At 60.7% G+C, this 12,515-nt stretch carries 11 protein-coding genes and 1 pseudogene; 9 read left to right on the forward strand and 3 right to left on the reverse strand.

What is annotated here, in order from left to right; translation table 11 throughout:
• Nucleotides 1–213: 213 nt before the first annotated feature.
• Complete coding sequence (locus JHX88_RS19735) at nucleotides 214–618, reverse strand: ATP-binding cassette domain-containing protein (RefSeq protein ID WP_076528593.1); 405 nt, start codon at nucleotides 616–618, stop codon at nucleotides 214–216.
• Here JHX88_RS19735 and JHX88_RS19740 point away from each other — a divergent pair.
• A pseudogene (locus JHX88_RS19740) lies at nucleotides 609–1,381 on the forward strand (ISL3 family transposase); the annotation flags it as partial. The gene JHX88_RS19735 and the pseudogene JHX88_RS19740 overlap by 10 nt on opposite strands.
• 172 nt (nucleotides 1,382–1,553) lie before the next feature.
• Here JHX88_RS19740 and JHX88_RS19745 read toward each other — a convergent pair.
• Nucleotides 1,554–2,495 (reverse strand): MurR/RpiR family transcriptional regulator, encoded by a 942-nt coding sequence (locus JHX88_RS19745; protein WP_084203317.1) that lies wholly within the window; start codon nucleotides 2,493–2,495, stop codon nucleotides 1,554–1,556.
• A 124-nt stretch (nucleotides 2,496–2,619) separates the two neighbouring features.
• Between JHX88_RS19745 and JHX88_RS19750 the strand changes: the two genes are divergently transcribed.
• From JHX88_RS19750 to JHX88_RS19780, 7 genes are all read left to right on the forward strand, one after another.
• The gene (locus JHX88_RS19750; protein ID WP_076528591.1) at nucleotides 2,620–3,354 is read left to right on the forward strand and encodes an N-formylglutamate amidohydrolase; all 735 of its coding nucleotides are present in this window, start codon (nucleotides 2,620–2,622) and stop codon (nucleotides 3,352–3,354) included.
• Entirely contained in the window at nucleotides 3,354–3,890 is a 537-nt protein-coding gene (locus tag JHX88_RS19755; protein WP_076528589.1) for a TRAP transporter small permease subunit, read from the forward strand. Before JHX88_RS19750 ends, JHX88_RS19755 begins: the two co-directional genes overlap by 1 nt.
• A complete protein-coding gene (locus JHX88_RS19760; RefSeq protein WP_076528587.1) occupies nucleotides 3,887–5,212 on the forward strand; it encodes a TRAP transporter large permease in 1,326 nt (441 codons plus the stop codon). Before JHX88_RS19755 ends, JHX88_RS19760 begins: the two co-directional genes overlap by 4 nt.
• Nucleotides 5,213–5,230: 18 nt before the next feature.
• Nucleotides 5,231–6,271, forward strand: a complete 1,041-nt coding sequence (locus tag JHX88_RS19765; protein ID WP_076528585.1) for a TRAP transporter substrate-binding protein — start codon at nucleotides 5,231–5,233, stop codon at nucleotides 6,269–6,271.
• A 164-nt stretch (nucleotides 6,272–6,435) separates the two neighbouring features.
• Complete coding sequence (locus JHX88_RS19770) at nucleotides 6,436–7,797, forward strand: glutamine synthetase family protein (protein ID WP_076528583.1); 1,362 nt, start codon at nucleotides 6,436–6,438, stop codon at nucleotides 7,795–7,797.
• A gap of 32 nt (nucleotides 7,798–7,829) precedes the next feature.
• The gene (locus JHX88_RS19775; RefSeq protein WP_076528581.1) at nucleotides 7,830–9,218 is read left to right on the forward strand and encodes an aldehyde dehydrogenase family protein; all 1,389 of its coding nucleotides are present in this window, start codon (nucleotides 7,830–7,832) and stop codon (nucleotides 9,216–9,218) included.
• A complete protein-coding gene (locus JHX88_RS19780; protein ID WP_076528579.1) occupies nucleotides 9,215–10,360 on the forward strand; it encodes an iron-containing alcohol dehydrogenase in 1,146 nt (381 codons plus the stop codon). The genes JHX88_RS19775 and JHX88_RS19780 overlap by 4 nt, the downstream gene beginning before the upstream one ends.
• 78 nt (nucleotides 10,361–10,438) lie before the next feature.
• Here JHX88_RS19780 and JHX88_RS19785 read toward each other — a convergent pair whose 3' ends face one another.
• Complete coding sequence (locus tag JHX88_RS19785; RefSeq protein ID WP_076528577.1) at nucleotides 10,439–11,371, reverse strand: LysR substrate-binding domain-containing protein; 933 nt, start codon at nucleotides 11,369–11,371, stop codon at nucleotides 10,439–10,441.
• 90 nt (nucleotides 11,372–11,461) lie between these two features.
• On the opposite strand from JHX88_RS19785, the gene JHX88_RS19790 reads away from it, so the two are divergent.
• The gene (locus JHX88_RS19790) at nucleotides 11,462–12,490 is read left to right on the forward strand and encodes an ABC transporter substrate-binding protein (RefSeq protein ID WP_076528575.1); all 1,029 of its coding nucleotides are present in this window, start codon (nucleotides 11,462–11,464) and stop codon (nucleotides 12,488–12,490) included.
• Nucleotides 12,491–12,515: the final 25 nt, after the last annotated feature.

Below are 12,515 nucleotides of genomic sequence, written 5' to 3' on the forward strand. Positions count from 1 at the left end.
GATACGGTACAACCCTGCATTCGAACGAGAAATGCTTTAACCATGCTGCAAAGCTACGAAGTGATTCCGCGCGATTTCCTGCAAACGTACTTCGCCGCCCCGATGAGTCATGGGATCGAAGTAATCCCCCTTGTACCAGAGGTTGCGCCGTGAACGCAGTTTCACGCAACCGATAGCCTTGCTCGGTGTTGGAAAGCACCGGCACGGCATTCATCAATCGGCAAGTATAGGGGTGATGGGCTGCTCAAAGAGGCGTGAGGTCGGCGCTTGCTCCATGATCCTGCCCTGGTACATGACGAGCACACGGTCGCAAAGCGGTTCCACTACGCCGAGTTCCTGGTCGATGAACAAGCAAGAAAAGCCAAAGCGTTCCCGCAACTGCTGCAGAAGTGTCAATATTTGCGCCTGCACGGTTACGTCCAACGCAGAGACTGGCTCGTCGGCGACAACCACCGCTGGGCGTTCTACAAGTACTCGCGCTATCGCGACACGCTGGCCTCCTGACAATTCATGCGGGAATCGGCTGGCATAAGTGGGTCTGACGCGGATTTGGTGCAGTTCTGGGATGCCGAACGCGATATTTCGACAATCTTTAAAGGAGGTTGCCGATGGCGTCACAGTTTTCGCGAACGGATTTACTGCCCGCGGGTCTCAAGGCGGAACAGGTCGAACTAGATGGTAACACAATCCGGGTCCACTCGGTTCTGCCAAAGCCGCGGCTACCTGTCCGCGCTGTGGCACGATTTCGCGACACGTTCATAGTAGGTATAGGCGCCGTCCTGCTGATCTTCCCGCGCATGGTCGGAAGGTGGAACGGATCTCGGTGGCGCGGCGATTTCGATGCCGAGCTATGCATTGTCCAGCTAAGATATTCGCGGAGCGGTTTCCGCCTGTCGTCACCCGGCCATACGCGCGGCGCACGTCACGTCTGCAAGGGCCGGTCCGTCATCTAGGACTTACTCTCGGCGGGCGTCCTGCACAAGCGCTTGCCGGACGGCTTCTGTTGCCCGTCAGCAAAGATATCTTTCTGCGCAGCGTTCGAGATACGCCCGAAGCCGTGACCAGCGAACTCCGCGTCATCGGCATCGACGACGGGGCATGGCGCAAAGGACAGCGATACGGCACACTGATTTGCGACCTGGAGCGGCGCCGGGTTATCGACCTTCTACCGGACCGGGAACCTGCCACTGTCGAGGCTTGGCTGCGTACCCGCCCTGGGATTGAGATCGTTGCCCGTGACCGCAACGGCGGTTATGGCGGCACCGTTTCTCGCGCTTTGCCTCGGGCAGTTCAAGTTGCCGACCGCTGGCACCTGCTGGAGAACGCGAGCGCAGCTTTCTTGGCTGCGGTTCAACGGACCATGCCTGCGAGCCACTCAGCACCTTGCAGTCGTCGGATCGGGCACGTCCTCGGACCTTGGGAAAGAAGGGCTGAATGCGCCGCATCTGCTGTGCACTCAACCAGAAACATCGCTTGTCTCTTTCGCTCGCGACAAGCGAGAAACAGTCAATATACTGGCTTTCAAGAGCAATTTATAGGGACTGATCCTAGACTTATTTCGAACTTACCGCGTTCCGTTGCACGACCGAACGGCGTGCCCGTCCCTCCCCTGACCGCCCCCGCCGAAACAGCCGGGTATTCTCATACAGCTCTTCCAGGCGTTGCATCCGTGCCTCAGTTTCCGGCCATGTCTGCTCCTGCACTGCAGCCAGTAGGGTTTCGAGCAACACCAGCATCGCGACCGATGAATCCCAGGCTGACGGAACCTCGATCTGGGCGGAGAACCTGAAGCTGGCATGGGCGGCGACGGGACTGACCCAGGGATCGGTCATCAGCACGATCTCGGCCCCGCTTTCCGCAGCAAGCTCGGCCAATTCAAGGATGGAATTCTCGTAGCGGCGGATGTCGAAGACGATCATCACGTCGCCGGGGCGAAGATCCAGCAGCGCCGGCGGCCAGGCATTCGACAAGGGCGGCAAGAGCGATACGCCGGGCCGCACGATGCCAAGCTGGGTCACCAGATAATCGGCAAGCGCATGGGTGATCCGCCCTCCGGACACGAAGATGTTGCGCTGATGATCGGCCAGCATGGTCGCGCAGGCATCGAATTCTGCATGATTGATTCGTCCTAGTGTGACCGACAGATTGGTCAGCACGGCATCGGCAAAACGGTTCAGCATATGCGTGTGTGGCACCCCGTCACTCCAGCGCGCACGCTTCGACAGAGGCGATTCCAGTCGCGCCTCCACTTCGGACCGCAACTGGGTCTGGAACTCGGGGTAGCCGCGAAAGCCCAATTTCTGCACCAGTCGCAGCACGGTTGGGGTCGACACCCCGGCTTCTTTTGCAAGTTGCGGCATCGAGCCCAGCCCCGCGACCGGGTAGTGACGCGTCAAATGACTGGCCAGCATGCGCTCCGAGGGGGTCAGAGTCTCGAAATGATGGGCGAGACGATCCTCGATCAACACTGCGGGCGTTGGGCTATTCTCGGTCATCTGATCGTCCTTTGGGCAGATTTAATCGCCCGCTTCCGTAATGATTGTAACAGTGATCTACCATCATGAAAAGATATTGACAGATTGGTTCACCTGTCACAGCTTGACCGTAGAGGAGAGTTGGATGCCTGAACATGCAGCCCATTTCGTGATCGAATGCGAGAATGCCCCCGGACCTGCCGTACTGGTCTGCGAGCATGCTTCGAACGACTTTCCGTCTCCCTGGGGCGGGCTGGGGTTGAACGATGCTCAAAGGCAAGCACATATCGCATGGGACCCCGGCGCCTTGGGGCTGGCGCGGGAACTGGCACAAAGGCTCGGCGCCCCCATGCTTCACGGCACGGCATCACGGCTGATCTATGACCTAAATCGCCCACCGCATTCCCCCGCAGCCATGCCGGAGCGCAGCGAGGTTCATGAGATTCCCGGAAATCTTGGTCTTTCCACCGAAGAGCGCCTGCGCCGGACTGAAGCGATCTACATTCCCTTTCACGCGGCGCTCTCGGACCTGCTGGCAAGGCGGCTGGCGGTGGGCCAACGCCCGGTCCTGATTACAGTCCACAGCTTCTCCCGGATCTATTTCGGCCAGACACGAGAGGTAGAGTTCGGCATCCTGCATGACGCCGATGACCGGCTGGCCCGTGCCGTTGCAGCCCGCGATGTCGGGCTGGAAACCCGCCTCAACGAACCCTACAGTGTGGCGGATGGGGTGACGCATACGCTCGCCCGTAATGCCATGCCATTGGGTCTGGCCAGTGTCATGCTGGAAATCCGCAACGACCTGCTTGCCAGGTCACAGGTCAGTATGGCCGAGCGCCTTGCCCCCGTGCTTCAGGCCGCCATCGAGGAGGTCGCGTGATGCCGGGGTGGGCTATCGCATATGTCCGACGAATCGAGGCGCTGAATTACCGCCTTGGCCGCTTTGCCATGTATTTGCTCTTCGCGATCATGGCGGTCCTGCTGTGGTCCTCGATCACCAAGATTTTCAAGGTGCCATCGCTTTGGACACTGGAAATGGCGCAGTTCACCCTGGTCGCCTATTACCTGCTAGGCGCGCCCTATTCGATGCAGCTTGGCGCCAATGTCCGCATGGATCTGCTCTATGCCCGGATGCCCGCGCGGAGGCAGGCGATCTGGGATCTCTTCACCATCTTCTGCTTGCTTTTCTACCTCGGCGTGATGCTGTGGGGTGCGATCGACTCGACCGCCTACAGCCTGCAGATCGGGGAACGGGCACCAAGTGCGTGGCGGCCCTATCTGTGGCCGATCAAGATGATCATCACGCTGGCCTTCGCCTTGATGATCTTGCAGGCCATTGCCCACCTGATCCGTGACATCGCCACGCTGCGCGGTGTCGAGATTCCGCATCCGTTCAAGGGAGCCGTCGACCGATGAGCCATGAATGGATCGCCATCCTGATGTTCTCGACCATGCTGCTGATGATGATCACCGGGCAGCGGGTCTTCGGCGCGATCGGCTTTGTCGCCGTGGTCGCCGCGCTGATCCTGTGGGGACCGGGCGGGACCGATATGGGCTTCTCGGCGGTCATGAAGGTCATGCGCTGGAATGCGCTGCTGACGCTGCCGATGTTCGTCTTCATGGGTTACGTGATGTCGGAATCCCGGCTGGCCGAGGATCTTTATCGCATGTTCCATGTCTGGTTCGGCCCGATGCCGGGCGGGCTTGCCATCGGGACCATCCTGCTGATGGTGATGATCTCGGCTATGAACGGGTTGTCGGTGGCGGGGATGGCCATCGGGGCGACCATCGCCCTGCCCGAGCTGATCCGGCACAATTACGACAAGCCGATGATCTCGGGCGTGATCCAGGCGGGTTCCAGCCTTGGCATCCTGATCCCGCCCTCGGTGGTGCTGGTGCTGTATTCGCTGATCGCGCGCCAGCCGGTCAGCCAGCTATGGCTGGCCGGGATCGGACCCGGATTGCTGATGGCCGCGATGTTCATCCTCTATATCCTGATCCGCACCCGGCTGAAACCCTCGCTCGCCCCACCGATGCCGCCCGAGGAACGCGCCGAGATCACATGGGGCGAACGCATCCGCCTGCTGCGTGCCGGTATTCTGCCACTGGTGATCTTTGCCGCGATGATGGTGCCCTTCGTCAAGGGCTGGACCTCGCTGACCGAAAGCAGCGTCATCGGTGCGCTGTCAGCCGTGATCGCCGCCGTCATCAAGGGGCGCTTCACCCGAGACGTTTTCGAGACGGCCACGAAGCAAACCTTGGCCATCACCTGCATGTTCATGCTGATCATCACCGCGGCGCTCAGCTTTGGGGCGGTCTTCGACGGTCTTGGCGCAGGGCGCGCAATCGAGAACCTGTTCCTGCAAGAAATGGGTCTCAGCCCGTTACAGGTGTTGCTGCTGATGCAGGCATCGTTCCTGATCATGGGCATGTTTCTCGATGATACCGCCATGCTGGTGATCGTCGCGCCGATCTATGTAACCATGGCGCGTGCACTCGGGTTCGATCTGGTCTGGTACGGGATCCTCTATACGATCACCTGCCAGATCGCCTATCTGACCCCGCCCTTCGGCTATAACCTGTTCCTGATGCGGGCCATGGCGCCGAAGGATTTCACGCTTGGGGTGATCTATCGCTCGGTCCTGCCATTCGTGGCGCTGATGGCGGTGACGCTGGCGCTGGTGATCGCTTTTCCGGGCATCGCCATGTGGCTGCCGAACTCGATCTACGGACAATAACCAACAGGGAGAATGACAATGACGACGACAAGACGGAAATTCCTGGCAAGCGGTGCAGCAGTTGCGGGTGCCGGAGCATTGGCCTCCCCTGCCGTCGCGCAGGGCGCACCGCTGAAATGGCGGATGCAGACCTATGCGGGCGCGGCACTTGGTGAGCATGTTTGCAAACCCGCGATTGATGCTTTCAACAAGATCGCCAATGGTGAGATGGAGATCGAGCTGTTCTATGCCGATCAGCTTGTTCCCACACCCGAACTGTTCCGCGCCATGCAGAACGGCACTATCGACGCGGTGCAATCCGACGACGACAGCATGGCCTCGCCGACCGAGGTGACGGTGTTCGGCGGCTATTTCCCCTTTGCGCTACGCTATTCGCTGGATGTGCCGGCGCTGTTCAACCATCACGGGCTGGACGAGATCTGGAAGGAGGAATACGCCAAGCAGGGCATTCAGCATATCTCGGCCGGATCATGGGACCCGTGCAATTTCGCTACCAAGGAGCCGATCAACAGCCTTGCCGATCTGCAGGGCAAGCGCGTCTTCACCTTTCCGACCGCCGGACGGTTTCTGGCCAAATTCGGCGTCGTTCCCGTCACCCTGCCATGGGAGGATATCGAGGTGGCGCTGCAAACGGGCGAGCTGGACGGCGTCGCATGGAGTGGGATCACCGAGGATTACACCGTCGGATGGGCCGAGGCGACCGGGCATTTCCTGACCAACAGCATCTCGGGTGCATGGATCGGCCATTTCTTCGCCAACCAGGAGCAGTGGGACGAAGTGCCCGAGCATCTGAAAGAACTGATGAAGGCGGTGTTCGACCAGTCGCATTATTATCGCCAGCACTGGTACTGGTCGGGCGAGGCGAATCTGCGCGTGACCGGCGACAAGATGAAGCTGACCACCATCCCCGCCGAGGAATGGGACCAGGTCGAAGAGGCCGCCAAGGAGTTCTGGGAAGAAGTCGCAGCCGAATCCGAAGTCAAGGCAAAGGTCGTCGCCAAGATCAGGGAGTATAACGAGGCCATGCGCAAGGCGGGCCCGCCCTATCGCTATTCGTGATCGGGGCCGATGGAATATGCCGCGGCGGGGCAAGCGACTATTGCGTCCCGCGATGGCCGGGGGCTCTGCCCCCCGGACCCCCGGGATATTTGCATGAAGAAGAAGGGGCGCGCGCATTGTGGTTGTGCGCCCGGAAGTGACAAGGCCCGAATAGGAGTGCCGCGATGCCTGCCAATCTGAGTTTCGACGAGTTGAAAGCCGCCGTGGATGCCGGTGAGATCGATACCGTGGCGATAGCTCTGGTGGATATGCAGGGGCGTTTGATGGGCAAGCGTTTCCATGCCACGCATTTCCTGGAAAACCCGGAAGAAACGCATTGCTGCAATTACCTGCTCGCCACCGATACCGAGATGGTCACGGTTCCGGGCTACAAAGCGTCGAGCTGGGCGTCGGGTTACGGCGATTATGTGATGAAGCCCGACCTTTCGACGCTGCGCCGCCTGCCATGGGCGCCGGGCACCGCCTTTTGCATGGTGGATCTGCATGATCATCACACGCATGAGCCGGTCCCCCATGCCCCGCGCAATATCCTGCGCCGACAGGTTCAGCGGGCCGAGGCGATGGGCTTCACCCCGATGATGGCGACAGAGCTGGAATTCTTCCTGTTCGCCAATGATTACAAGTCCCTGTTCGATAGCGGCTATCGCGATCTGCTTCCGACCGCGCGCTACAATGTCGATTACGCGCTGACCGGCACTTTCGCCGACGAGCCGATGATGCGCGACCTGCGCAACGGACTTTTTGGTGCGGGCATCCCGGTCGAGAACTCAAAGGGAGAGGCCGAGGCGGGGCAGCACGAGATCAACGTGAAATATTCCGACGCCATGGACACGGCCGACATGCATGTGCTGGTCAAGTCCGCTACCAAGGAAATCGCGCAGGCGCGTGGCCAGTCGGCCTGTTTCATGGCGAAATACTCGCATGAGCGGGCGGGCTCATCCAGCCATGTGCATCAGTCGCTCTTCATGGATGGCGACAACGCCTTTTTCGAGCCGCAGGCACAACGGGGCATGTCCGACCTGATGCACAGCTACATGGCCGGGCAACTGGCCCATGCCAAGGGGCTGACCCTTTTCCTTGCCCCCTATGTCAACAGCTACAAACGCTTCGTCACCGGCATGTTCGCCCCCACCAAGGCGATCTGGTCGATGGACAACCGTACCGCCGGGTTCCGGGTCTGTGGAGAGGCGACAAAGGGTCTGCGCGTCGAATGCCGGATCGGCGGTGCGGATCTGAACCCTTATCTTGCCTGTGCGGCATTGCTGGCGGCAGGTCTGGACGGTGTGGAAAAGGGCATGGAGCTGGAGCCGGAATTCACCGGCGACGCCTATGCTGCCGAGAATGCCCGCCAGATTCCCGGCACGCTTGCCGATGCGGCCAAGGCGCTGGACGCTTCAGACATGCTGCGCGCCGCGTTTGGCGATGACGTCGTCGACCATTACGTCCGCGCCGCGCATTGGGAATTGGAAGAACAGAACCGCGTCGTCACCGATTGGGAAGTCGCGCGCGGTTTCGAACGGGCCTGAAACGCCGAAGACGACGGCCAGAAGAGGACAAGATGTCGAAAACAGTCAAGTTGATTTCCCCTGTAGATGGCTCGGTATATGCCGAGCGTCCGGTGCTGAGCGCGAAGGACGCGCGGCAGGCAGTCTCTCGTGCACGGGCGGCGCAACCGGAATGGGCAGCGTTACCGCTGGCGGAGCGGATCGCCAGGGTCGATGCCGGGATCGCTGCGCTGAATGCGATGAAGGAGAATGTCGTTGGGGAGCTCGCCGATCAGATGGGGCGTCCCGTCCGTTATGGCGGCGAATTCGGTGGCATGAACGAACGCGCCGAATACATGGCCCGGATAGCGCCGGAGGCGCTGGCCCCAACGGTGATCGAGGACAGCGAGAGCTTCACCCGCGAAATTCGTCGCGAACCGGTCGGCACCGTGTTTGTGATCGCACCGTGGAACTATCCATTCATGACCGCGATCAATACCGTCGTGCCCGCCTTGATCGCAGGAAACGCGGTGATCCTGAAACATGCCTCGCAGACGCTGCTTGTCGGCGAACGCATCGCGCAGGCGATGGAACAGGGCGGTGTGCCTGACGGGGTGTTCCAGAACCTTGTGCTCGACCATCAGACCACCGAGGAACTGATCGCCACACGCAGCTTCGGTTTCGTGAACTTCACGGGCTCGGTCCGGGGCGGTCAGGCGATCGAGCGGGCGGCGGCGGGGACATTCACAGCCACCGGGTTGGAGCTGGGCGGCAAGGATCCGGGCTATATCCGCAAGGATGCTGACCTGGATGCCGCGGTAGAGGGGCTGATGGACGGGGCGATGTTCAATTCGGGCCAATGTTGCTGCGGGATCGAACGGATCTATGTCCATGAGAGCCTCTATGACGCGTTTGTCGAGAAGGCGGCAGCCTGGGTGCTGCGGCAGAAACTCGGCAATCCCCATGACCCGGATACCACCATGGGTCCGATGGCGCAGCGCCGCTTTGCCGATCTGATCCGCGAACAGATCGCCGAGGCGGTCGCCATGGGCGCCACGCCACAGATCGACCCGGCCGCCTTTCCAGAGGATGACGGCGGCGCCTACCTGGCTCCACAGATCCTGACCGGCGTGACCCATGACATGCGGATCATGCGCGAGGAAAGCTTTGGTCCTGTCGTCGGCATCATGCCGGTCGCCGATGATGGTCAGGCCGTGACGCTGATGAATGATTGCGATTACGGGCTGACGGCCTCGATCTGGACGGCTGACGCTCAGGCGGCGCAGGATATTGGCGCGAGGCTGGAAGCCGGCACCGTATTCATGAACCGCTGCGACTATCTGGATCCCGCGCTGTGCTGGACGGGATGCAAGGATACCGGCCGGGGCGCTGCCCTGTCTTCGCTTGGTTATCAGGCCGTGACGCGGCCCAAATCCTACCATCTGAAAAAGGTGACGACATGACGCTACAGGCGAACTGGTCCTATCCGACCACGATCAAATTCGGGGCGGGGCGCATCCGCGAACTGGCCGAACATTGCAAGACCGTGGGCATGGCCCGTCCGCTTCTGGTCACCGACAAGGCGCTGGCCGGACTGCCGATCACTGCGCAGGCATTGGATATCCTCGACGCCGAAGGATTGGGCCGGGCGGTTTTCGCGCAGGTCGATCCGAACCCGAACGAGTGCAACATGGCCGAGGGCATCGAGGCCTATAAGGCGGGCGATCATGACGGGGTGATCTGTTTCGGCGGCGGCTCGGCGCTGGACCTGGGCAAGATGGTCGCGCTCATGGTTGGGCAATCCATCCCGGTCTGGGAACTGGAGGATATCGGTGACTGGTGGACCCGCGCCGACGCCTCGAAGATCGCACCGATCATCGCCGTACCGACCACGGCGGGAACCGGCTCCGAGGTCGGGCGCGCAGGTGTGCTGACCAACTCGGAAACACATAAGAAGAAAATCATCTTCCATCCGAAACTGCTGCCTGCCGTCACCATCTGCGACCCGGAATTGACAATCGGCATGCCGAAATTCATCACCGCAGGCACCGGCATGGACGCGTTCGCGCATTGTCTCGAGGCGTTCTGCTCGCCGCATTATCACCCGATGAGCCAGGGCATCGCACTTGAGGGGCTGCGGCTGGTCAACGAATACCTGCCCCGCGCCTATGCCACCCCCGACGATATCGAGGCCCGTGCCCAAATGATGAGCGCCGCGGCAATGGGCGCGGTTGCCTTCCAGAAGGGATTGGGCGCGATTCATTCGCTCAGTCACCCGGTGGGCGCAATCTATGGCACCCACCACGGCACGACCAATGCCGTGGTCATGCCGATGGCGTTGGACTTCAACCGCCGCGCCATCGAAGACCGCCTTGGTAGAGCCGCGACGTATCTAAATATCGAAGGCGGTTTCGACGGCTTCCGCGCCCGTGTGATGGAACTACGCACAGAAATGGCCATCCCCTCAAACCTGACCGAGTTGGGGGTGGAGCCGGACCGGCTGGACGAACTGACGGACATGGCGCTCGAAGATCCGTCCTGCGGTGGAAACCCGGTCGAGATGACAAGGGAAAACACCCGCGCCCTTTATGATGCATGCATGTAGGCGGCCTGGGCGAAATGCCGATTTCCGCTCGCCGGGGTTGAGTCATCCCGACCTCGATCCCGGCGCGCTTGTCCGGCTTTACGGCAAGCTATAGCCGTTCTCGATTTCCTCCATGCCCTTGCGAATCTCTTCCATCAACATCAGGGCCAGTTGCTGCACCGGTTCGAAGGCCGAGGAATACAGCCACGTCTTCATGCTGACCTTCGGCCGTATCGGCTTGAAGACCACCTTCTCCCGAGGCCAGCCGATACTGATCAGCGACGGCACCAGGGCCACCCCCAATCCCTCGCTGACAAGTGTGCAGGCCGCATCCGCCATCTGCGCCTCGATGCCCAATCGAACCTTCACCCCGACCTCGGAAAAGGCCGCCATGACCTGCTGATGCGAGGTATCGGCCCGGCCAAGCGAGATCAGGCGATCCTCGGCAAGGTCGCTGAGTTCGACATGGCCGCGCCCGGCAAGCCGATGCGAGGGCGGCAGTGCGCAGACCATCGAGATATCGGCAAAGGGCTTGCAGGCAATTCCCGGATGATGCGACGGCAATAGCGAGATCCCGAAATCCGCCGCGCCGTTGAGCATCGTGTCCGCGACGCTGGGCGAATTCCGGGTCAGCAGTTGCAACGAAACCTCCCTGCGGCCACGCATGAAGATTGCGGCATATTTCGGCACCACGCGGAAACTGAGCGCCGGGAAAGCGACAACCGAGACCTCGCCGCGTTCCAGCCCCCGGATCGCCTTGGCGGTGTTCTCGACGCGAGCAACTCCGGCCTGCAATTTCTCGGTCTCCAGAAACAGCCGTCTTGCCTCGGCGGTCGGGCGAATGCGGCCTGCTGCACGTATGAACAGCTTGAAACCGCAGGAATCCTCGAACGCGTGGATCAGTTTGCTGACCGCCGGCTGGCTGACATACAGCGTTTCCGCCGCTTTGGTGATCGAGCCACCCTTCATCACCGCGTTGAACGCCTCGATCTGGCGGATATTGGTTCGGGCCATCAGCAGTTCATAACCCAATGGAATGGACTCCTTAACTTAATTCAATTGAAATCCATTGTCAAAAAAGGCCAGCTTTCCGGCATCGAAACAACAAAACAGGGAAGTACCATGAATACGCGCCAGATGACGCTAGCCGCGCTCGTGACGACCGCTTCCGCAGGAGCGGTATTCGCCCAGGATACGCTAACCGTCGGGGGATATGGCGGCTCGTTCGAGACGCTGATGAAAGAATTGATTATCCCCCAGTTCGAAGCCGAAAACGACGTTTCGATCACCTTCGTGCCGGGGAACTCGACCGAGAATCTTGCCCGGTTGCAGGCGCAGAAATCCGCGCAGGAACTGGACGTGGTCATCCTCGATGACGGGCCGATGTACCAGGCCGATGCACTTGGTTTTTGCGCCCCGCTGGAGCAGGCGTCGGTTTATGACGACGTCTATGACATCGCGAAACTCGGTGACAACTCGGTCGGGATCGGCTTCGTGGCCACGGGCTTTACCTATAACGCCGAATGGTTCGAGCGCGAGGGCTGGGAACCGCCCAAGAGCTGGGAAGACCTGAAGGATCCCAAATACGAACAATTGCTGTCGATCCCGCCGATTTCCAACACCTACGGACTGCATACGCTGGTCATGATGGCCCGCCTCAGCGGTGGCGGCGAGGATAATATCGACCCCGGTTTCGAGGTGTTGGCCAACGAGGTCGCCCCTAATGTGCTGGTTTTCGAGCCGTCATCGGGCAAGATGTCGGAATTGTTCCAGTCCGAGGAAATCGTCCTTTCGATCTGGGGATCGGGGCGCACCAAATCCCTTGCGGATACCGGCTTTCCCGCCAAATTCGCTTATCCCGAGGAAGGCGCGATCGCCTTGATGCTGGCCGCCTGCCCGGTAGTCGACAGTGATGTGCCCGACAAGGCCCAGGCTTTCGTGCAATATCTTCTCGACCCGGAAATCCAGGTGAAAATCGGCGATGCGATGGGTGCGGGCCCGGTGAATACCACTTCCGAATTGCCGCCAGAGCTTGCCGAGACACTGCCCTATGGCGAGAAGATCAACGATCTCGTGGCGGTTGACTGGGACAAGATCAACCCTCTGCGCCAGGAATGGACCGCGCGTTGGGCGCGTGAAGTCGAGAGGTGACGCCGTCGATCGGGCGGCCCCGCTC

The organism is Paracoccus saliphilus (assembly GCF_028553805.1).
Lineage (GTDB): Bacteria > Pseudomonadota > Alphaproteobacteria > Rhodobacterales > Rhodobacteraceae > Paracoccus > Paracoccus saliphilus.